Source organism: Gemmatimonadota bacterium (assembly GCA_009838645.1).
Taxonomy (GTDB): Bacteria; JAAXHH01; JAAXHH01; order JAAXHH01; family JAAXHH01; genus JAAXHH01.
On sequence record VXRC01000005.1, the window covers coordinates 1 to 23,013 of the forward strand.

Consider the following 23,013-nt stretch of genomic DNA (forward strand, 5'->3'; position numbering starts at 1 on the left):
CCCGAAGGTCCGCAAGGTCCCAAGGGTGACCAAGGTGATCAGGGTGATCAGGGTGCTCAGGGTCCCGCCGGTCCCGAAGGCCCCGCCGGTTCCGAAGGTCCGCAAGGTCCCAAGGGTGACCAAGGTGATCAGGGTGATCAGGGCCCCGCCGGTCCCGAAGGTCCCGCCGGTCCCGAAGGTCCTGCCGGCCCCGAAGGCCCGCAAGGTCCCGAAGGCCCGCAAGGTCCCGAAGGTCCGCAAGGTCCCGAAGGTCCGCAAGGTCCTGAAGGTCCGCAAGGTCCTCAGGGCGAGGGCGTCGACACGGATCAGATAATCGATAGCGGCGTGCTGTCCGACATTCATCACATCAAGTTGGTCCAGGATGGCGATATGGATATGACCGCCGTGTATGACGCACCTGACTACGACCTCAGGGAAGGTACGGAAAACACCCTGGATCTGATCATGGCAGTGGGCGATATGACCACTATCGCCGCGAAAGCCGCCAGCCAGGACGGGTCGGTCCTTTCCGTCGACTTCGCCTTTGCGTCCGACTCCGAAGCTGTTTCGGCAGAAGGAGGTATGATCGAGGCCGTAGCGCCAACCACCGGCGCAATGATCACCATCACGGCCGTGGGCAGAGGCGTGGAGATCGAGTTGATGGTCAATGTGCTCGATGAAATCAAGCGGATCGAGTTTGCTTCGGGCCAGGCAACCTCATATGTGCTACCGGTCGGCGGTTCGATCGACTTGATGACGCCCGTCGCCTATGATGCCGAAGAGGACGGAGAAATGATCGCCGGCGCCGAAGCGCAAATCGTCTGGGTGAGTTCCGCACCCGACGTGGTCAGCGTGGACGGCAACACCATAACGGCGGAAAGCACTGGCAAGGCCGAAATCAGGGCCATGGGTCAGGGGATTAAGTCCAAGGCCAAGATCATGGTCACCGTTGCCGGCGGTACAGGAGTCATCAGGTACGTGATGAATCCATACCCGTCCAGTGCTGCCGACCGTACAAGGGCCCTGACGCTTGCCGTGGAGGACGATCCGGACACCGCAGACGAGGATGAAACGGTGGCGAGATCAGTTGAGCCTGCCACGAACATCGTGCTTGAAATCCAGGTTCTGGAGGTCGGTCCTGACGGTAGGACTTCGAACAATGATGATACCTTGACGGCGACCGTCCGTAGCCAGAACCCGGACGTGATTACCATTCCCGAAGGTCAGAACCCGGTAGTGATATCTAACGCTCTGGGGACAATTACCATCCAAACCGATGAGGAGTGGATTGTTGGTCACGGAACGGCCTACCTGGTGGTTTCGATTCCCGGCGCCGAGGATCTGCCGCTGGCTCCGATCATGATCAACGCACCCTGAACCGTCGTTTCAGGTCGCATAACCGTTCACCAGGTTCGGGATAATCCGGGCCCGTAGCCAGGGTGCTGGCAGAATCCTGGAAGTACCGTAAAAGTTCTGGGGTGTCGCCCGGGATTATCCAAAATGAGGTCAGGATCCTCTCTTGAGGATCAGCCTTCGCGGAAACCTCATGCATTTGTATCAGGCACCCTGAAACACCTTCCCGTTCGCCCTGAGTAGGAGCTACGGCCACTGAAAGGGGCGAACGGCCTGACATCAAAAGCCCCGGCAGTCTGTCGTGCTGGGGCTTTTTCTTTGCAGGATGTGCTACATTCGGCGTTACAGACTGGAGCGTGGCAAGCAGGAAGGTGAGCCCAACCCGCCGTTCGCTGATTTCGTTCCGCGCTTATCCCCCCGGGGAACCGTACCGCTCCAGGGTCATCACTCCGTCGCACAACAGGCCATAGGTGTCGTGCTGTAGCCAGTCCCCCAGGTTGATGTAGACCTTGTCCTCCCTGTGCTGCAGAGTCGGGCAGTGGTTGTGCCCGAAGACCACCGCGTCGTAACCCTTATCGAGTAGTGAGAAGGCCAGGTCCCGGTAAGCTTCCCGCGGGTCCCACGTCGTGGGTGTGCCGTGGCGCCTGCTCAGCCGCGAGGCCAGGCGGCCGATCCTGAAGCCGCAGTCCGGGTGAATCAGCTGAAACAGGCGGATGCTGAAGGCGCTGTGCATGATCTTCGAAAGCAGGCGGTATCCAAGGTCCCTGGATATGAGGCCGTGGCCGTGGGCGATATGTATCCTCCGGCCGTGATGGGTTACAGTCAGCGGTCCCTCGGCCGTTTCCACCCCGACCTGCTCGTCCAGGAAGGTCCCCAGCCAGAAGTCGTGGTTTCCGGCGAGGTAGGTGACCCGGACGCCGCTTTCAACCAGCGAGCTCAGTGCGTGCAGCACCGTGTAGTGCTGGCGCGGTACCACGGTGCGGTACTCGAACCAGAAATCGAACAGATCGCCCACGATGTACAGATGACCGGCCCGGCCCCTGAGACTTCGCAGGAAGTCCAGCAACCGATCTCTTCTACGTTCTTCCGCCGCATAATCGTCGGTGCCGAGGTGGGCGTCGGAAATGAAGTAGACGGGTTTAAGACTCATATCAGGCACCAGGTCCGAAAAAGGCTGGCAAACGCCGGTTTTCCGGGGATCCAGGGGGATAACTTTGGATTGACAATTCGCCGTGCGCGCGTTAATTAAAATACATTAGGGCATATATTTAACTAACGAAATCTTTGGTCGCAATCGCAGTGCGCGAACACCCCGGCCCGGACGCGTCGGCGTGGTGAACCGGAGAAGGGAACGGATGGCGAGAAAGAAGCTGTCGTCGTTGACGGACCTGGAAATCGATATCATGAACGTCGTCTGGCGGCTGGGACGGGCAACGGTGCGCCAGATCGTCGATTCGCTACGAAACCAGCGTCCCCTGGCGTATACCACGGTGCAGACGGTCCTGTCCATACTCACGCAGAAGGGCGTCGTCCGGTATACCCGCGAAGGCCGGGCCTATGTCTACACCGCCATTCTGAAACCCGAGGGCGTGCGCCGTGAAACCGTCCGGGCCGTCGTGGACAAGCTGTTCGCCGGATCGCCGCAGTCTCTGGTGCTGCACCTGATCGAATCGGACGCGTTGACCGCGGAAGAAGCCGAGAGCCTGCGCAAACTGCTGGACCGGTTGGCTTTGGAGACGTCGGACACCCCGGAGACGAAGCCGGAGGCATCGGATGATTGATTCCGTCCACGCCATAAGCCTCTTCGAACGGTTTGGCCGGCAGGTCGTGGACCTGTTGTGGCTTCCGAGCCTGGAAGCGTTGCTTCTGGGCGTCCTGGTCTGGGTGCTGCTGTTCGTGAACCCGGGATGCCCGGCCAGGATACGGCACTTCCTCTGGCTGCTGGTGCTGGCCAAGCCGCTGCTGACCCTCGTGCTGCCCTGGCATGGACCGTTCGAAATCCCGTGGGCGTCGATGGCAAGCCATGGTGTGCCTGCCACGGGCGGTCACAGCGCCCTGGCATCCGTAGTCTACGCCGTCGCGGGTCTGGTCTGGATGGGTTTCGCCGGTTTCGGCCTCTACCGCATCGGTTCATCGGTCATCACCATGACCCGGAGAAGGCGGCGGTCCGTCCCGGTCGCCGTCCCCCGGGTAGCCGCGCTATTCGACCGGTGCCTGGCCGAATCGGGCTTGAAACGCAAAGTGGCCCTGCGGGTCTCCGACGAGTTCGAGGTACCCGTCCTGATCGCCGCCGGGCGCCCCGCCGTCGTGATCCCCTCCTGGTGCATCCTGGAGCTTTCCAGCGCGGAACTCAGGCAGGTCCTGCTTCATGAACTGGCCCATTATGCCCGGCGGGACCACCTTACGGTCTTCCTGATCCAGTTCAGCAGGTTCTTTTTCTTCTTCCACCCGGCGGTATGGTACGCCGCGTATCGTGCCGGGATCGAGGCGGAGCGGGCCTGCGACGCGAACGTCGTGCGTGTTTCCAGGCAACCGGAGCGTTATGCGTCCACCCTGTTGAAGGTAGCCACGGGCAGGGTCCGGACGCACTGGCAGGCCGCCCTCGAACTGGCGCGGTCGGCCTCCATGGCGGCCCAGCGTATCCGGGACGTGCTCGGTTCGACGGTGAACCGGAAGGACCGTGCCTTCTTCCCGTTGCTCGCCGCCGGTATCTGCTCGCTGATCGCGGTCATGCCCCTGTTGCGGCCGGCGGTCGAAACCCCCGGAGACGCGACCGTACCGCCTCGGACGAGCATGCCCGGCGAACCGGCGGTTCCCGTCCGGATCGATACGGTGCCCGGTACGCAGCATCACGAAGATCCGGGTCCCGAGACGCAGGTCGCGCGGGCGGCAGACGCACCTCAAGCGCCGATCCGTCCAGCCATTCGCCGGACCATGGTAGACGGCCGGCCCGCGCCGCGCCGGTCCATGGCCGTCATGATGCAAAAACCGGCTGTCCGTCCCCCGGACGGGAAATTCGGATCCACGGAGCGCGAACGGATCAACCCCGCTGCGCTCGGACATGCCGCCGCCCCGGTCATCCCGGCTCGGACCCTGTCTGCGGGCAACCAGGTCAGGCAGGGACGGATCGAGGTGCAGGGCGTGGGCCGGACCGGCAATGAGCTGTTCGATCCCGGTACGGTCTCCCTGAGCGCCGGCTATTTCATTACTCCGACCCACCAGTTCGGCGGCGTGTTTTCCATTCGAAGGCCCAACGATACGGAAGCCTTTGACAATACACAGCGGTCCTCCGGCGCCCCGTACGGCGGTTCCCTCCTTCGAGCCCGGAGGCTGGCCGGTTTCGGTTCCTCGTCGGCGCAAGGGACGGTGATTGAGACCTCCGATGAAGAGCAGGCCGAACGGATCACCCGGATCGGCGCCTTCTACCGGTACAATCTGCTCGTTCCGGGCGATTCCTTCACGCCTTTCTTCGGATGGGGCGCCGGCATGGAGATCAGGCCGCAGAACCGGAACATGACCATCATCGACGCCGGGGTCGGGCTGCGATACTTCTGGGAACGGCACGTCGCCGTGGTCGTACAGGCATCCTACCGGAAGGAACTGGATGTCATCTCTCGTCCTTACCCGGAGATGACACTGGGCTTTTCCGCGATCTTCTAGCTTCTTCCTTCTTCCACATGGCCATCTGAATCTTTATCAAATGGATCATCATCCCCGAAGAGCGGCCCCGGCGCTCATCATCGCCGGCGGCGCGGGAGTGCGCCTTCAGGCCGTCACCGGTCCGGTGCCCAAACCCCTGTTGAAGCTGTGCGGCGTACCGTTGATCAAGCGGATCATACTGACGGCCGCGCGGGCCGGCGTAACGCGGTTCGTGATCGTAACGGGGTACGAGGCCGACCGGTTTCACGAGGTCCTTTCAAACGATCCCGGTCTGGACGCCCTCGAGATCGAATGGGTCCACAATGAACGATGGCATCTGCCCAACGGGGTTTCCGCCCTGGCCGCCCGCTCCCGCCTGGCGGAACCGTTCGTGCTGCTCATGGCCGATCACCTCTTCGAGCAACGGACGCTGGAGCGTCTGCTCGAGGAACCGGTGACCGATGGGGAGTGCCTGCTCGCCGTCGACCGGAAAATCGACCGCGTGTACGACGTGGACGACGCGACCAAGGTCGAAGTGCACGGGGATAAGGTGGTGCGCATCGATAAGGAACTGCAAGCGTTCAACGCGGTCGACACCGGCATGTTCCTCTGTACGCCGGCCCTGTTCGACGCCCTCGATACCGTGGAAGGACCGGAGGGCTGCGCGTTGAGCGACGGCATCCGGGCGCTTGCCGCGGAAGGGCGGATGCGCGCCTTCGACGTGGGCGATGGTTACTGGCAGGACGTGGATACGCCCGAGATGCTGGCCCATGGCGAAAAGGCCCTGCTGGGTCGCCTGGTAAAACCCACCGACGGCTGGGTGTCCCGGCATATCAACCGGCCGGTTTCGACCCGCATCAGCCGGTGGCTGGTCCGGACGCCGGTCACTCCGAACATGGTGACCCTGGCCACATTCCTTACCGGCCTGGCCGGGGCGTGGTCCGTGCTGGACGGCACCTACTGGCCGGTGCTGCTGGGCGCGCTGCTGTTCCAGGTTTCGTCCATCCTCGACGGCTGCGACGGGGAAGTGGCGGTGCTGACCTTCCGCGAATCGAAATACGGCTCGTGGCTCGACACGATCACGGACAACCTGACCTACCTGGCGTTCTTCGCGGCCGTGGTCTGGGCCTACGCGGGCGGCTCCGGGGAAACGGTAATCCGGACCCTCGGCCTGGGATCCGTCGCCGTGGTGGCCGTCTCGATTCTCGTGATGTACTACTATCTGCTGCAGACCGGGGGGAGCGGCAGCCTTGTCCGGTTCAACCGGGCCTTCGAAGAGCACGCCGTCGGGCGACGGCGCCACCTCTTCTCCAGGCTGCTCAACCTGTTCAGGATGATGGCCAAACGGGATTTCTTTACCATGCTGCTGCTGTGCTTCGCCGCCCTCGACCTGCTGAACTGGATGTTCTGGACCGTTACGGCCGGCGGCCTGGCCATGGGCCTGGCCATATTCATTTCGACGGGAAGGCTGCTGGCGCGTGACCGGGCGGTGGCCGGGGACATGCGCTCATGAGCGGGTTGCTGGACCGTGCAAGGGGACTCTTCGCCCTCCGGCTCAGGAAGGACTTCAACTTCCGCAGGGCCCAGGAAACGGTCCCCGCGTTACGCTGGCTGAAGCCGCGCAAAGGCGAGCGTATTCTCGATATCGGCTGCGGAGAAGGGACCTATGACTACCGGGTCGCCCTACGGGGCGCCCGGGTGTTCGGTTTCGACCTGGACCGGAACCAGTTGCGCCGTGCCCAGGTCCACCACAAGACGCCCTTCACGGGTTTCGTCTGTGCCCATTCGGACGCGTTCCCCCTTCGGTCGGGGCAGTTCGACACGGTCATGAGCCTGTGTGTCTTCGAGCACCTGCCGGACGACAGGCAGACGCTGCGTGAGATGTGGCGCGTGTTGCGGCCCGGGGGGCGCATCCTGCTGACGCTGGACAGCCTGAGCCTCGAGGAGATCGGCGAGCCCTGGCGCGACGAGCACCGGAAGCGCCACAGCGTCCTGCAATTCTATACGCACCCGTCGGTCGGCTCGTTGCTGGAAGCCTGTGGATTCAGACTGATCAGGCACCGGTACCTGCTTCGTTCCCGGCTGGACCTGGCGTTGATCCGGCTGAGCTACGCCACGGAGCGCATGCACGCGGTCCCGGCGGCGGTGATCCGGTTGGGACTGGTATCGGCCGGCAGGATGATATCCGCGGTCTTCAACCTGTTCACCGGGAATCAACGGGGATGGACCCTGTTGATCGAAGCGGACAGGATGACCCCCGGTCCGGCGAATCCCCCATCATGACACGTACCCAGGAGCAACCGGCTCCGGCCCGGTCCCGGTCCGACGCATCGACGATCGCCCGGGGCGCGGCCGTCAATTTCATTGGAACGGTAGCGCGGCTGATCAAGTCCGTGTCGTTCATCGTCCTAACGCGGCTGTTCGGCGCCGAGATCTTCGGTCTGTACATGCTCGGGTGGACGATCGTGGACCTCGTGTCGAAGGTCGGCCAGTTCTCGCTGGACAAGGGGCTGGTCAATTTCATCCCGCGCATGCGCGAGGACGGGGAAACGGAGGCCATCCACCGGACCATCGCGCAGGCCCTGGGCGTGGGCCTGCTGCTGAGCGCGGGGGTCGGCGCCGCGCTCTATGCCGGTGCGGCCCCACTGGCGGACGGCCTGCTCGACAAGCCCCGGCTTGCCGGCATGCTGCGGCTGCTGGCGGTCGGCCTGCCGCTCATCGCCCTGACCCAGATCATCCTGGGCGTCACCCGGGCGCACAAGGTCATGAAGTACGACGCCATGGTCCGGGGCGCGGTCGAGCCGCTGGTGCTGTTCGGAGCGGCCTGTGTCCTGTTCTACGCGGGGTGGCGCACCTACGGCATCGCCGCGGCCCACCTGGCCGCGCTGGCCTGCGGCCTGCTATACGCCGTTTACGTGTTCACCCGATTCTATTCCTGGCGGGCCTGTCTCGCCCACCTGCGCGCACTGCGGGCCGTCACACCGCTGACCCGCTTCTCGCTCCCGGTTATGGGCTATGAACTGGTCTACATGTTCATGATCCGCCTGGACGTGCTCATGGTCGGCTACTTTCTGCCGGCCGCACAGGTGGGCGTTTACGTGATCGCGGTCGAAATCGCCCTGGTGACCAAGAAAGTCCGGCAGTGGTTCGACCCCGTTTTCAGTCCCATCGTGGCCGAACTGAATCACCGCAACGACCTGCGGCGGCTGGAGCTCAATCTGCGGCTGGTCACCCGGTGGGTGCTGACCATCGGCCTGGCGTTCCTCTGCGTGGTGTCGCTGGTCGGAAATGAATTGCTTGGACTTTTCGGACCCGAATTCGTTGCGGGATTCATGACGATGGTCGTCCTGGCCATGAGCCAGGTCGTCTACGCCGCCATGGGTTCGGGCGATACCGTGCTCATCATGTCGGGCCGGCCCTGGCTGAATCTCGTGAACACCGTCGCGGTCGTGGTGGTCAATTTCGTCCTGAACCTGTGGCTGATACCGGCCCTGGGCATCCTGGGCGCAGCCCTGGGAACGCTGGCGGCGTTCGGACTGTTGACGCTGATCCGCCTGGCCGAAGTGTATCACCTGTTCCGGATCCTTCCCCTGTCCTGGCGCATCCTGAAGCCATGCGCCGCGGCGGTCCCCGCCTTCGCGTGCGCATACCTGGCGGGCGTCTACGCGACTGATATCCCGTGGCTTCGCATGGCCGCGCTGCCCACGATCTTCCTGGCCGCCTACCTGGGCGTACTGGGTCTCCTGGGGTTGGAGGAGGATGACCGGGTCGCCCTTCGGCGCTTGCGCGGACGGGGCGGACCATGAGATTCAGCGTAATCCTGTTCGCGGATACGGAATCCCTGGCGGCCGGCGCCGGCCGGTCGATTTACGGCATTTCGTTGCTGGAGCGGCACCTCCGGGTCTTCGCTTCCCTGGGGGCCGGGCAGGTCACGGTTGTCGGACCTTCGCCCGGGCGGGGATCGAATATCCGGGTCGACGGATTCGACGATCGCTGGTACCGGGAACTGGACGCCGTCGATTACGTACGTACGGACGAAAGCCCCACCCTGTGGCTGCCCGGGAAAGACGAAACGGCCCTGGTCATGGAGGCCGGTCACCTGTACGATCCTCGGGTTCTACGGGCAATGATCGACGAAGGCCCGATCCGGAGAGCCGTGGACCCGGCGGTCAGGGAATCCTGCAGGCTGCTGGTGGCGGACTCGGACTTCCTTGCAGGACTCGCGTCGTCCTGGACCGGCTCGGAGTCGTTGTGGTCCGCGCTGGACTCGGCGCAGGAATCGACCTGTCCGGTATTCGACCTGCGCGAAATGGATCCCTATATCGTGGATCTGCGCCGTAGCCTGCCCCCCTGGTGGCTGGTCGTCGATTCGGACCTGAAGATCCGCCGGGCGGAAGCCCTGCTGACCGACGCCGCACAGAAGGGTACGCTGGATTTTCCCGCGGAGTTTATCCATCCGCCCCTGGAAAACCTGATTACGAAATGGATTTCGGCCAGTACTGTGACGCCGAACCAGGTAACCTCCCTCTCCGTACTGCTCGCCTTTCTGACCACCGGTCTTCTGGCCGCGGGGCAGATGGGCACGGGATACCTCGCCGCCGGACTGGTGATCGCCTTCATCGTCGGGGTGCTGGACGGTGTCGACGGCAAGTTGGCCCGCGTGACGGTGCGGTGCACCCGGTTCGGGGACCGTTTCGAACATATCCTGGACGTAGTCTGGGAACTGACCTGGTACTGGGCACTGGGGTGGATGCTCAGCGCCGGCGGCGAGGTGGTCGGTCCCTTTGTGCTCGCCACGGTGATCACGTTCTTTTATCTGCTTGACAAGGCGGCCACGGGGATGTTCAAGTCCAGGCAGGGCATAGAACTGTTTGACTACGCGCCCGTGGATCGCTTCTTTCGCCGTATCGGCGCCCGGCGCAATACGAATGTCCTGGTGCTGCTGGCGGGTATGGCCGTCGGCATGCCGGAGGAAGCGTTCACCTGCGTGGCGATCTGGACGGTAATCACGGCGGCGTTCCATTGGACGCGGGCGATCTGGCTACTGTCGCAACCGTCGCCTGCCGACAGGTCCTGATTCCGCCGGTCGAGAGAACGAAGGGAACCGGGTACGCTCGCCGGATGTGCCACTTCCGTGCATGGAGCGGCCATCGCTATTTGTTGGATCAATAGGTGGGCGGGCGCGTTTAATATACTTGAGAAAGGGCGCATTTTCGATTACGGTGGGTCGTCGCATGAGGCGAGTCGGCGATTACGGCGACCACAGTGAGTCGGCGACTACATTGATTATGGCGGGTCGGCGACCACAGTTATCACGGCGCGTCGACCCGTACGGTGTGAAGACCCCTGCGAGAAGCGGAGGCATCGTGTTTCGTGTTCTGGCCCACATCCTGGCGGTATCGCTGATTGCGGGGCCGGTATTCGCGCATGGTCCGGGAGGATCCGACCAGGCCGACCAGGATAACCAGGCCGTCCAGGCCGACCAGGCCGCCCAGGCCGCCCAGGCCGTCCGGATGACGCTGGAACAATGCGTCGACCGGGCGTTGCGGGTCAGCCCGGATATCGAACAGGCGATCCTTACCGTCGAAGGCCTGGAAGCCAGGTTGAGCGAAGCGAGATTCGCGGGCATCACGCCCCGGTTGCAGTGGACCAATATCTTCGGTCCCGCGCCGGGCATAGAAGGCGATACGGAAGAGATCGAGACCATCCGGAGCGACTTGACCGATCTGGGCGTTTTCTCACGCACGCAGATCGAACTGGTCCAGCCGCTGTACACCTTCGGGAAGCTCAGCAACGCGAAGAAGGCGGCCGGATACGGTCTCGAAGCGGGCGAGGCAGCCGTGGAATCCCGTAAGTTCGAGGTGGCGTTCCAGGTGAAGAAGTTGTTCTATGGACTCGTACTGGCGGGGGAACTCAGGGACATCATCCTGGATAGCGTAGAAAAGGTACAGGAGGCCCGGGACCGCGTAAACGAGATGATCGAGGAGGACTCGGAAGACGTCGGCCAGAACGACCTGTTGAAAATCGATGTCTTCGAATTCGAAGTGCAGCAGAGCCGGGCGCGGACCGAGAAGTCGATCGAAATGGGGAAGGCGGCGCTGAAGACCCTACTCGAAATAGACCGCTCCGTTGATTTCGATATCGTCCATAGGGCCGCGGAGATCGAAACGGCGGACCTCGAAGAACTGGACGTTTATATAGAACGGGCGAAGAACCGGCGGTACGACATCCGGCAGCTGAGGGCCGGAGTGCTGGCCCGCCGGGCGCTGCTGAAGGTGGCCAGGAGCGACTTCTACCCCCAGATCGCCCTGGCGGGATCGCTCCAGTGGGGCATCGCACCGCACAGGCCGGAGCTCGACAATCCTTTTCTCAGGGACGAGTTCAATTTCCTTCGCGGCGGCGCCGTAATTACCTTGCGCCAGAACTTCAATTTCGGCCTGACCCGCGCGAAGTACCTAGCCCGGAAGGTGGAACTGGAAGCGCTGGTGAGCAAGGAATCCCAGGCGATGAGCGCCGTCGCGCTGCAGGTGGAGCAGACCTACCGCGACGTGATTGAGGCCCGTACCAACGTAGTCAACAGCGACCGGGCCCTTCGCTCCGCCAGGGCATGGCTGACATCGGCTCAACTGGGTTTCGACGTTACCGGAGACAGTTCGGAACTGCTGGATGCGTTTACCGCGCATGCGAAGATGCAACAGGCGCACCGGCAGTCGATGTACCAGTACCGGGTTTCGTTGGCCGAACTCGATCATGTGACCGGCAACGGGATTTACAATGGACGGCGCTGATCACGGTGCCGCGTTGAAGCACGGAACGGAGGATGGGAATGAACCATAGGCGTGGGGAGACGGACATGGGACGTGGTATATCGGCGGGCAAGGCGCGGGGCACGCCGGCAGGAAAGCCTCGTGGTTGGCCGTCCGGCAGGGCCTTCGGTTTGCTGGCAGGCGCCGGCCTGCTGATCTGCGCCGCGTTCATCGATCCGCCTTCCGTCCTTCGCACGGACACGGATCCACAGGTGCTGACGGCCCGGGAATCCAGGACGGCCTGGACGGTCTGGCCGCAGACCGCCGCATTCGTTTCGGGCGTCTCGCGGGCGGACCATGCTGACCATGCGTCCCTTCCCCAGCGTGGCGACAATCATCGTAAGTCCATCACGATTGATGACTTCGACGATTCGGCCCCGGGCGGCTTTCCCCTGACCTGGAAAGCCTGGCGTGGCGACGATGACCTGGCCCGAACTTTGTACACGATCCGTGAGGAGAAGGACAACCGGTATCTCCACGCGGCCGACGACGGCTCCTCCATCATCATTCTCAAGCAAGTCAGCGAATGGGATGCGAACGAATACCCGGTGCTGTCCTGGCGGTGGAGGGCGACGGTCCTGCCCGAAGACGGCGATGAACGCATCCGTTCCAAAAACGACAGTTCCGTGGCCGTATACGTGGTCCTGGACCAGAACTTCATCGGCGTGCCCAAGACCCTGAAATATGTCTGGAGCACCACCGTTCCCGTCGGTACGCACTACCGCCGCGAAGGCATCGGCCGTCCCCACGTGATCGTGCTCGAGAGCGGGGAGGAGAAACTCGGACAGTGGGTCGAGGAGTCGGTCGACGTGCATGCGGACTATGTCCGGATCTTCGGGAAGAAGCCGCCCCGGAAAGCCGTCGGGATCGGCATTCTGACGGATGGCAACGCGACGGGAACGGATTCGAAGGGAGACTACGACGACTTCGTGGTTTATCGCCGGGACACCGGGTCCTGACCCGGCCGGTTTGGACGATCCTGACGATCCGGGCGATCCTGACGATCCGGGCGGTCCGGCGGGGTCGTGCGATCAGGCCGATCCGGCGATCCGGCCGGAAGCATAAAAGGATGGAGGTGGGAAATGCATGTGAATCGCCGTGCGGTCCGCCGCCTGGGATGCTTTGCCGCCTGGGCTGCGGTGTCGCTGCTGGCTTTCGGGAGTTACGCGCAGAAATACTCGCCCATCGAAACGCTGAAGCAGCGGGACGCCGCGCTCCGCGCCCTGGACGGGGCCACCACCGAAGCGGCAATAGACAGCCTGGTACGCCACGCCGTCGTCTCCGGGTTCGATTTCGAACGGCACAGCCGCATTTCACTCGGCAGGCACTGGCGGGAGCGGACGGACAACGAGCGGGAGGAGTTCGTTTCGGTCCTGCGCAGGTGGACCGAAAGCCGGGCCCTCGACAAGCTGCGCAAGCGGTCGGACAGGACGACCTACGACGGAGAAGAGACCCGGGGCACCCGGTCGCTGGTGAGAACGACGGTATGGTACAAGGGCACCAAAACGCTCGTCGACTACAAGATGGAGCTTAAGGAAGGGGAATGGCTCATCTATGACATGGTGATAGACGGGGCGAGCGTCGCGCTGGCCAATCGGGATGCTTTCTACAAGAAGATCAGCAGGACCTCCTACGACGAACTGCTCAACACCCTGCGTGCGAAAACCCTTGAAATCGAGTAGTGAAAAGAGTATACTTTCAAGCCTGTAATGTATACTTGAATTGAGTAATGTAACGATGTCCTATGTTTTTAGGAGACGGGATGGCGGCGACGGTCTATAATCGATGTTTTTTTTTCCTCGTCGACGGCGCACGGGAAGACGTTATGCGGAAATTGATCGAGGCCGGCGAACTTCCGTCCCTGCGGCGGTACGTCCTCGACCGGGGAGATTACCGGAAAGCGGTGACCTCGTTCCCGTCCACGACCGGTCCGGCCCATGTGCCCTTTCTGACCGGCTGTACGCCCGGTACGTGCAATCTCCCCGGCATCCGCTGGTTCGACCGGTCCCGGCCGGAGGGGTTTACCCATTTCGGGCAGGCGCGCAGTTACGTGGGACCGGGAGGATTGTGTATCGACAGCGATCTGAGGGACGGTATCCAAACCGCCTTCGAATACTTCGACCGCCCGGCGGGGGTGTTCAGCTTATTTAACAAAGGGTTGGGCATATTCGAAAACCGAACGTTGCTGACCAGGAACTGGTACTTGTATTACGCCCATTTATCCGGCCGTTGGCAGGTCATGGACGCAGCGGCCTGGAGGTACATCGACCGGGCCGTCGACCGGGGCGTTGATTTCCTGTCGGTCGTATTCCCGGCGGTGGACGAATACTCCCATTACACCGATCCGTTTTCGGACACCACGTTGGAGGCCTACCGGGCATTCGACCGGGGATTCGGCAGGCTGGCGGAGCGGCTTCAGCGGCTGAACAGGCTGGACGACACGCTTCTCGTGGTCTCCAGCGATCATGGCCTGACCTCCACCCACACGCATTTCGAGCTATGGTCCTTTCTCGACGAAATCGGATTCAACACGCTGTACTATCCCCGGATCCTGCGCAGTGGATGCGACGCGGCAATGATGGTTTCGGGCAACGGCATGGCGCATATTTACCTGAAGAAGGGCGAGACCTGGAAAGAAAGGCCTTCATACGATGAGATCCGCGCACTGGGGGAAACCGATCCGATTGAAGCCCTGCTCGAGCAGGAGGCGGTGGACCTGGTGGCGGCGACCCGGGAGGACTCGGTCATCGTCTGCGGGCGCCGGGGGATCAGTGAAATCAGGGAGGTGTCCGGCGGTATCGCATACCGGGTGCTCGAGGGCAAGGATCCTTTCGGCTACGGCGGCATGCCGGCCGAAGCGTCCGATGAGCAGATGCTCTCCGCCACGTTCGACACGGACTATCCCGACGCGCCTTACCAACTGCTGCGCGTCTTCGGTTCGCCGCGGTCCGGAGACATGATCGTCAGCGCACGGCAGGGCTACGATCTGAGATACCGGCATGAACATCCCGAGCACAAGTCGACCCACGGTTCATTGCATCGCGACCATATGCACGTGCCTTTGATGATGAACACGGACATTGCGGCGGAATGCGTCCGCACCGTGGACGTGTTCCCCGCCATGCTGAACCTGACGGGACGCACCGTCAAGGGGACTATAGACGGCAGAGATTCCGTCACCGCCGCCCCGCGCGCGGTGGCGTAGGAGCGCATTCATGTCCGAACAGGTTCAGATCTCACCGGCGGTGGAACCCATCGCGCCGTCTCCCGCGCCTCCCCCACTGCAGCCGGACGCGGGCTATCTCGGGTACGACCGGACGTTGTTGCGGCCCATGTCCCTCGCTACGAAGCTTCGAGCCCTGCTCAAATACCTGTGGGTGCGATTGAAGGGCGGGCCGATGGTGGTGAACATGGAGGTGACCTACCTGTGCAACGCCACCTGCGATTTCTGTGATTACTGGAAGACGAAACGTTCGGGCAAGCTGGGCGATTACGATTACGTTGCGGCGCTGCGGAAGCTGAACCCCCTGACGGTCACCCTGACCGGCGGGGAACCCACGATCAACAAGCAACTGCCCGAGGCGGTAAGGCGCATCAAGGAATCCCTGGGATTCGTCTACATCGGCATGGTCACCCACGGATCTCTGCTGACCGTGGAAAAGGCCATGGCCCTGTGGGATGCCGGCCTGGACCACATTTCGATTTCGTTGAATTATATCGGACGCGAACACGACGAGGAACGGGGCATCGAGGGTCTCTACGAGCATATCACCACGCTCGTGCCCCAGTTGACGGCCCGGGGGGTCAACGTGATCTTCAACACGGTGATCATGCGGGAGAACCTGGACCACGTCGTGCCTATAGCGCACCTGGCGCGAACCATAGGCGCGAAGGTTTCCTACAGCTGCTACAGCGACTTCAAGAACGGGAACGAAACCCACCTGGTGGATCCCGCCCACGCCGAACGGCTGGAATCCGTGATCGAGGACCTGATCTACCAGAAGTCCCGGTTGGGCAACATCGTCAGTTCCGCCTGGTACCTGCGCCGCATCCCCGCCTATTTCCAGGATACTCTCACGCGGTCCTGCACGGCGGCCGGCAAGTGGCTGGTGCAACTGACCCCCGACGGTGACATAAAGCCCTGCGCGGAACTGCCCGTACAGTCCGGATATGCCGACTTCAAAAAGGTCTCGAAAAAGATCGATTGCAACCGGTGCTGGTACAGTTGCCGGGGCGAGACGGAATCTTCGTTGAAGATCGGCAGGTTGTGGGAAGGCCTTGAGAGGGTTTGGAAAGCGGGCGTCTAATCGACCCCCGCCAGTTCTCTCGATAGTATCCGCCCGGTATGGGACAGCGATCCGGCGATCTCCTCGGGCGTCCCCGCGGCAACCACGTGACCGCCCCGGTCACCACCTTCCGGTCCGAGATCGACGATCCAGTCTGCCGTCTTGATGATGTCCAGGTTGTGCTCGATTACCAGCACCGTATTCCCCTTGTCCACCAGCCGGTTCAGGACCGTCAACAGCTTGCGGATGTCGTCGAAGTGAAGTCCCGTGGTCGGCTCGTCCAGCAGGTAGATGGTCTTGCCGGTGCCCGGCCGGGAGAGTTCCTTCGCGAGTTTGACGCGCTGCGCCTCGCCCCCCGATAGCGTGACGGCCGACTGGCCCAGCTTGATGTAGTCGAGTCCTACGTCGTACAGCGTCTGCAGCATGCGCCGGATGCGGGGCACGTTCTCGAAGTGCTCGAGGGCCTCGGCCACGGTCATGTCCAGGACATCGGCGATAGTCCTGCCCTTGTAGGTCACCTCCAGCGTCTCCTTCATGAAGCGCTTCCCGTCGCAGACCTCGCAGGTCATCCACACATCCGCCAGGAAATGCATCTCGATCTTGCGCACGCCGAGTCCCTGGCAGGCCTCGCAGCGGCCCGCGGGCACGTTGAAGCTGAACCGCCGGGGTTCGTACCCCCGCATGCGGGCCTCCACGGTCCGGGCGAAGAGCTGGCGGATCGGCGCGAAGAGCCCGACGTAGGTGCACGGGTCCGACCGGGGGGAATGGCCGATGGGCGTCTGGTCGATGTTGATGACCTTGTCCACGAAGCGCAGCCCCTTGATCTCGTCGTGGGGACCGGGATTGACCTGGGCGCGGTGCAGGGTGGAGGCCAGCACGGGATACAGGATATCGTTGACAAGGGAGCTCTTCCCCGATCCGGACACCCCCGTTACGCAGATGAAGACGCCGAGGGGCAGCGTCACGTCGATGTTCTTCAGGTTGTTCTGGCGGGCCCCGATGATACGCAGCCGGTTGCGGCCCGGCTTGCGGCGGTCCGTGGGCACTTCGATGCGCAGCCGGTCGGCGAGGTAACGCCCGGTGAGCGAAGCCTCATGTTCCTTGAGGGACTCGGGCGCGCCCTGGCCCACGATCCGGCCCCCGATCACGCCGGCTCCCGGACCGAAGTCCACCAGGTTGTCGGCATGTTCCAGCGTGTCGCGGTCGTGTTCGACCATGATGAGGGTATTGCCGAGATCGCGCAGGTTCTCCAGGGCCTCGATCAGCCTGAGGTTATCCCGTGGGTGGAGTCCGATCGTGGGCTCGTCCAGCACGTAGAGCACACCGGTCAGTCCCGATCCGATCTGGCTGGCCAGACGGATCCGCTGCGCCTCGCCGCCTGATAGCGTGGGCGCCCGGCGGTCGAGCGTCAGGTACTCCAGCCCCACGTCCAGCAGGAAGCGCACGCGGTTTCGGATCTCCGTCAACACCTCCCCTGCGACTTCACGCTGAGACGCGGAGAGTTCCAGCTTCTCGATGAAGTCCATGGCGCGGTCGACGGGGAGGGCGCAGAGCCCTGCAATGGACACGCCGTCGATCAGCACGGAAAGGCTCTCGGGCCTGAGGCGCCCACCCTCACAGGCCGGACAGGGCGTCGGCTGCAGCATACGGGCCAGCTCAGGGAAGCGGTTCGCGTACCGGGCGACCAGTTCCACCGTCGGGAAGATGCCCCGGAACTGGAAGGACAGGCCGGGTACTCGCTGGTCGTCCACCCACCGGTCGCTTCCATAGAGCAATACCTGGAGCTGTTCCGGCGACAAGGCGTCGACCGGCGTCTCAAGGGTAAATCCATGCGAGGACGCCACCTGTTCCAGCAGGTCGAGCAAAGACCGCTCGCCCATGGGGCTTACACCTGCTGCACCTTCCCCCGCGGCGCCATCCCCCCAGATCGCGGCCGCGGCTTCACGCACCGGTTTCCCGCGATGGGGTATCAGCAGGTCCAGATCGATCCCGGGCTGGGTACCGAGTCCCTCGCATTCGGGGCACATGCCCGTACGGTGGTTGAAGGAGAAGCTCTGGGGCGTGGGCTCGTCGTAGCTGTTGCCGCAGGACGGACAGGAATAGTACCGGCTGAAACGGATGTCGCGGGGTCCGGCGGTGTCCGGCTCCTCCACCTCGGCGATCAGCAACCCTCCCGAAAGTTCCAGGGCCGTCTCCACCGAGTCGGCCAGGCGCTGGCGCACGTCGCCCTGCATGACGATCCGGTCCACCACCACGCACAACTCGTGGCGCCGCCGCCGGTCGATCTCAATGTCCTCCTCAAGCCGCCGCAATTCGCCGTCGATGCGTACCCGGATGAACCCGTTCCGGCGGGCCCGGTCCAGGAGGACGTCGTACCCCTCGGCGCCTTCGGGTTCCAGCGGGGCGTGGAGCGTGGCGCGGGTCCGGTCCGGAAGGGTCATGATGCGGTCCACGATCTGGCTCGGTGTCTGCGCGCCGATGGGCACCCGGCAGGCCGGACAGTGGGGGACGCCCACGAGGGCATAGAGCCCTCGCAGGTACTCGTAGATCTCCGTGATGGTACCCACCGTGGAACGAGGGTTCCGGCCCGGGGACTTCTGTTCGATGGAAATGGCCGGGGAAAGGCCGACGATGTGGTCCACCTTCGGTTTCTGCATCTGCTGGAGGAACTGCCGCGCATAGGCGGACAGGGATTCCACGTACCTTCGCTGGCCTTCCGCGTAGATCGTATCGAGGGCCAGGGAGGTCTTCCCCGAGCCCGATACGCCCGTGAACACCGTCATCCGGTCCCGGGGGATCGTCACGGAGAGATCGTTCAGGTTGTGTTCCCGCGCGCCGCGTACGGTGATCTCCCGGATGTGGCCGTCTGCTCCGGCGGTCCGGTCGTCTGCTCCGGCAGTTTTGCCGTCCGCGTCGGCGGTCCGGTCGTCTGCACCCGTTGACTGCCCGGCGGCCGGCGTAGATTCCGGAATCGCCGGCAATGATTCTGGGGTCGCCGGCAGTGATTCCGGAATCGCCGGCGTCGCCGCCGAAGGCCCTGGCGACATGCGAGGCCGCAGCACCTTGGCCAGGATCTGGCCGGTGGAAGATTCGGCGACGTCCGCGACAGTCTCCGGCGTCCCCTCGGCGATGACGCGCCCGCCCGCTTCTCCACCCTCCGGTCCCAGGTCGATGATCCAGTCGGCGGTCTTGATCACGTCGATGTTGTGCTCGATGACGACGACGGTGTTTCCCTTGTCCACGAAGGCGTTCAGCACGGCGAGCAGGTGGGTGATGTCTTCGAAGTGCAGGCCGGTCGTGGGTTCGTCCAGCACGTACATGGTCCGCCCCGTGCTGCGCTTGCACAGCTCGCGCCCCAGCTTGATGCGCTGCGCCTCGCCGCCCGACAGCGTGGGCGCGGGCTGGCCCAGCTTGATATACCCCAGGCCCACGTCATAGAGGGTCCGGAGCACCCGGGCGATGGAAGGAACGTGCTCGAAGATATCCAGCGCTTCCTGCACGTCCAGCCCGAGTACGTCGGCGATGGAATGCCCCTTGTACTTCACCTCCAGGGTCTCACGGTCGAACCGCCTGCCCTCGCAGACGGGACAGGAAACCCACATGTCCGCCAGGAAATCCATCTCCACCCGCGTCGCGCCGTTGCCTTCGCAGGCCTCGCACCGGCCGCCCCGCACGTTGAAGCTGAAACGGCCAGGCTTGTAGCCACGCAACCTGGCCTCCGGGGTTTCGGCAAAGAGGGCGCGGATCGCGTCGAAGACTTTCGTATAGGTCGCCGGGTTCGATCTCGGCGTGCGGCCGATAGGCGCCTGGTCGATATTGATGACCTTGTCCAGGTGACTCACGCCCTTGAGGCCGTCGAACTCGCCCGGCTGGGTGCCGGCCTTGTTCAGCGACCGGGCCAGGGCCGCGTACAGGATATCGTTGATCAGCGAGCTCTTGCCCGAACCGGACACGCCCGTGACGCAGGTGAACCGGCCCACCGGCAGTCGGACGTCCAGGTTCTTCAGGTTGTTCTGGCGCGCGCCCAGGATCGTCAGCCAACTGTCGTTAACGCCGCGCCGGGAGACCGGAACGGGGATCGTCTTCTTCCCGCACAGGTACTGGCCGGTCAGCGAAGCCGTGCTGGCGGCCACGACGCCGGGACGGCCCTCGGCCACGATCTCGCCGCCGTTGACGCCTGCGCCCGGGCCGAAATCCACGATGTGGTCGGACGCCCACATGGTCTCTTCATCGTGTTCGACGATGATGACCGTATTGCCCTGGTCACGCAAATAGCCCAGGGTATCCAGCAGGCGCCGGTTGTCCCTGGGATGCAGGCCGATGCTCGGTTCATCCAGCACGTACATCACGCCGACGAGCCCGCGGCCGATCTGGCTGGCGAGCCGAATGCGCTGCGCCTCCCCGCCGGAAAGCGTCGGCGCCGTACGTTCGAGCGTCAGGTATTCGAGGCCCACGTTGAGCAGGAATTCGAGCCGGGCGATGATCTCTTTAAGCGCTTCGTCGCCGATCTGGCGTTCGGCGTCCGACAGGGACAGTTCCTCGAAGAACGCGCGGATGTCGAGGATGGGCAGCCGGCACAGCGCGGCGATGGAATGGCCGCCCAGGGTGACGGACAGCGCTTCGGGCTTCAGGCGTTCGCCGTGGCATTGGTCGCACTCCCCGATGGCCATGTACCGTTCGAGTTCGGCCTTGTGCCGCTGGGACTTGAGCGTATGGTACCGCTTTTCGAGGTCGTTTACGACCCCGTTGAACCGGTCCTTGTGCGACCATTCGCCGCCCTTTCCGTTGCGGAACGTAAAGGTGATGCGCTTGTAGCCCAGTCCGTACAGCACCACCCGCCGCGCCTCTTCGGCCAGGCGCTCCCACGGCGTATCCAGGCTGAATCCCACGTGCCCGGCGATCCCTTCGTAGAAGTGCCGTTTCCATAGATTGGCGATCGTCCCAAGGGGTTCGATCGCGCCCTCGTTGATGGACTTCGACGGATCGGGCACGATGAGCCTGGGTTCGATCCGCATCATGGTGCCCAGGCCGTGGCAGTTGGCGCACATGCCCTGCGGACTGTTGAAGGAGAACAGCTGCGGCGTCGGTTCTTCGTAACTCAGATCGCACTTGTTGCAGGCGTACCGGGTGCTGAAGAGCAAGTCGGAAGTCCGGCCGTCTTCCTCTAGCTGGACCATGACGGTACCCTGTCCCAGGTGCAACGCGCCTTCGACGGCTTCGACCAGCCGGGTGCGGATGTCTTCCCGCATGACGAGCCGGTCCGTCACCACTTCGATCGTGTGCCGCATGTTGCGGTCGAGGTCCGGATCTTCGGAGAGGTTGACGACCTCGCCGTTCACCCGTGCCCGCAGATAGCCCTGCCGGCGCAGGTCCTCGAACAGGTCACGGTACTCGCCGCGGCGCCCCTGGATCACCGGCGCCATGACGAGCATCCGCGTACCTTCCGGCAGCGCCAGGATCCGGGCGACGATCTGTTCGAGGGTCTGCGCCCCGATCCGTTCCCCGCACTTCGTGCAGTGGGGCACCCCCACACGGGCGTAGAGCACGCGCAGGAAGTCGTAGATCTCCGTGATCGTCCCGACGGTGGACCGGGGATTGAGCCCGGCGGCTTTCTGTTCGATGGAAATGGCCGGCGCCAGTCCCGTGATCCGGTCGACGTCCGGTTTCTGCATCTGGCCGAGGAACTGCCTTGCGTAGGCGGAGAGCGATTCGACGTACCGCCGCTGGCCCTCGGCGTAGAGGGTGTCGAAGGCCAGCGAGGACTTGCCTGAACCGGATACGCCGGTAAAGCAGATCAGCGCGTCTTTCGGCAGGTCCAGGTTCACGTTCTTCAGGTTGTGAACGCGGGCCCCTTTGATCTGTATGGTCGTTCCGCCCATGGGATGAAGGTCGGTTTCCGAGGTGTTGAGAATCAGGTCGTTTCGCGCCGGCACAGCAACCGGAAGTTGCTATACGGGTGTTTAGAAATCAAGGTATTTTAACGACACCCGGATGATCACGTAAAAGATGCTTGTCATACGTGATGGCGGGGGTTAATCTGAGGCGTTCGGTCCTGGATTTCGACCAAATGTCCCTCGATGCGGCAGGCGGCCGATCCTGCCTTGCCGGCAGCGTTCAATCGGCCAATCCTGCTTTGCCGACAGCGTACAGGCGGCCGGAGCAATCATCATGACCAATCCCTGGTACGTCGACTACTTCGGCGAAGACTACTACCATTTCGACCACCACGCGGACACGGACCTCGAAGTGGATGGCCTCGCGCGTCTGATCGGGCGTCCGGACGGGAACTTAGTCCTGGACCTCGGCTGCGGCTACGGACGCGTGAGCACGCCGCTGAGAAAACGCGGATACCGGGTCGTGGGATACGACCTGTCTCCCCCGCTGCTGAAGCGCGCCCGCGAACGGGACCCCGCTGGGACCTGGACCTGGGTAAGGGGCGATATGCGCGAACTGCCTTTTACCGGGCGGTTCGACACGGTCATCAGCCTGTTCAACACCCTGGGATATTTTGAAGAGGAAGACGAGAATTTCAGGGTACTGAAGTCGGTCTCCGAGGCACTACGCCCCGGCGGGCGGCTCGTGTGCCAGCTCGTCAACCGCGACTACCTGGTCCGCCGGTTCGTCGCCCAGGAAGTCCATCGGCGAGACGGACTCATCCTGCTCGAAGAGCGCGAGTTCGATCCCGTGGCCAACCGAGTCCATACCCGTTCGACCGTGCTCAACGGCGCCGAAAAGCGGACGTACGCGTCATCCATACGGATCTACACGGTGACCGAACTGGACCTGCTCCTGGCCGCCGCAGGCATGACGATCGGGGCGGTCCACGGCGGACTCGATTTCAGGCCGTACGACTGGGATACGAACCAGTTGGTCATCGTCGCCGAACGGACCGGATAGCGATGAACCCGGGCCGAATCAAGCCCCCAATCTGCTTGACAAGAACCCCCTCC

15 protein-coding genes are annotated in these 23,013 nt (G+C 63.3%); 13 read left to right on the forward strand and 2 right to left on the reverse strand.

Translation table 11 applies throughout. The features are described from left to right. On the forward strand, positions 1-1,356 hold a 1,356-nt coding region (locus tag F4Y38_02130; protein MXY48075.1), incomplete at its 5' end, for a collagen-like protein. A 385-nt stretch (positions 1,357-1,741) separates the two neighbouring features. Here the strand turns inward: F4Y38_02130 and F4Y38_02135 are convergent. Continuing rightward, entirely contained in the window at positions 1,742-2,482 is a 741-nt protein-coding gene (locus F4Y38_02135) for a UDP-2,3-diacylglucosamine diphosphatase (protein MXY48076.1), read from the reverse strand. A 205-nt stretch (positions 2,483-2,687) separates the two neighbouring features. On the opposite strand from F4Y38_02135, the gene F4Y38_02140 reads away from it, so the two are divergent. The 11 genes from F4Y38_02140 to F4Y38_02190 all read left to right on the forward strand — a co-directional run bounded on the left by F4Y38_02140 (position 2,688) and on the right by F4Y38_02190 (position 16,084). After that, positions 2,688-3,113 carry a BlaI/MecI/CopY family transcriptional regulator gene (locus tag F4Y38_02140; GenBank protein ID MXY48077.1) on the forward strand — a complete coding sequence of 142 codons (426 nt, stop codon included), beginning with the start codon at positions 2,688-2,690 and terminating at the stop codon, positions 3,111-3,113. Beyond that, positions 3,106-4,992 (forward strand): M48 family metalloprotease, encoded by a 1,887-nt coding sequence (locus F4Y38_02145; protein MXY48078.1) that lies wholly within the window; start codon positions 3,106-3,108, stop codon positions 4,990-4,992. The genes F4Y38_02140 and F4Y38_02145 overlap by 8 nt, the downstream gene beginning before the upstream one ends. Before the next feature lie 40 nt (positions 4,993-5,032). Beyond that, entirely contained in the window at positions 5,033-6,484 is a 1,452-nt protein-coding gene (locus tag F4Y38_02150; protein ID MXY48079.1) for an NTP transferase domain-containing protein, read from the forward strand. Further along, positions 6,481-7,254: a methyltransferase domain-containing protein gene (locus F4Y38_02155; GenBank protein MXY48080.1), complete on the forward strand. Its 774-nt coding sequence runs from the start codon at positions 6,481-6,483 to the stop codon at positions 7,252-7,254. The genes F4Y38_02150 and F4Y38_02155 overlap by 4 nt, the downstream gene beginning before the upstream one ends. Then, the gene (locus F4Y38_02160; protein MXY48081.1) at positions 7,194-8,777 is read left to right on the forward strand and encodes an oligosaccharide flippase family protein; all 1,584 of its coding nucleotides are present in this window, start codon (positions 7,194-7,196) and stop codon (positions 8,775-8,777) included. The genes F4Y38_02155 and F4Y38_02160 overlap by 61 nt, the downstream gene beginning before the upstream one ends. After that, entirely contained in the window at positions 8,774-10,048 is a 1,275-nt protein-coding gene (locus F4Y38_02165; protein MXY48082.1) for a hypothetical protein, read from the forward strand. Before F4Y38_02160 ends, F4Y38_02165 begins: the two co-directional genes overlap by 4 nt. A 61-nt stretch (positions 10,049-10,109) precedes the next feature. Next, positions 10,110-11,759: a TolC family protein gene (locus F4Y38_02170; protein ID MXY48083.1), complete on the forward strand. Its 1,650-nt coding sequence runs from the start codon at positions 10,110-10,112 to the stop codon at positions 11,757-11,759. A gap of 32 nt (positions 11,760-11,791) precedes the next feature. Further along, on the forward strand, positions 11,792-12,736 hold the full coding sequence (locus F4Y38_02175) for a DUF3047 domain-containing protein (GenBank protein ID MXY48084.1): 945 nt from the start codon (positions 11,792-11,794) through the stop codon (positions 12,734-12,736). Between the two features lie 123 nt (positions 12,737-12,859). Next, the gene (locus F4Y38_02180) at positions 12,860-13,459 is read left to right on the forward strand and encodes an ABC transporter substrate-binding protein (GenBank protein MXY48085.1); all 600 of its coding nucleotides are present in this window, start codon (positions 12,860-12,862) and stop codon (positions 13,457-13,459) included. 62 nt (positions 13,460-13,521) lie between these two features. Beyond that, entirely contained in the window at positions 13,522-14,982 is a 1,461-nt protein-coding gene (locus F4Y38_02185) for an alkaline phosphatase family protein (protein MXY48086.1), read from the forward strand. Positions 14,983-14,992: 10 nt separating this feature from the next. Beyond that, positions 14,993-16,084: a radical SAM protein gene (locus F4Y38_02190; protein MXY48087.1), complete on the forward strand. Its 1,092-nt coding sequence runs from the start codon at positions 14,993-14,995 to the stop codon at positions 16,082-16,084. On the opposite strand, the gene uvrA is transcribed toward F4Y38_02190, so the two are convergent. Further along, positions 16,081-21,996, reverse strand: a complete 5,916-nt coding sequence (gene uvrA / locus F4Y38_02195) for an excinuclease ABC subunit UvrA (protein MXY48088.1) — start codon at positions 21,994-21,996, stop codon at positions 16,081-16,083. The genes F4Y38_02190 and uvrA overlap by 4 nt on opposite strands. A gap of 235 nt (positions 21,997-22,231) precedes the next feature. Here uvrA and F4Y38_02200 point away from each other — a divergent pair, with 235 nt between their 5' ends. Continuing rightward, a complete protein-coding gene (locus F4Y38_02200) occupies positions 22,232-22,960 on the forward strand; it encodes a methyltransferase domain-containing protein (GenBank protein ID MXY48089.1) in 729 nt (242 codons plus the stop codon). Positions 22,961-23,013: the final 53 nt, after the last annotated feature.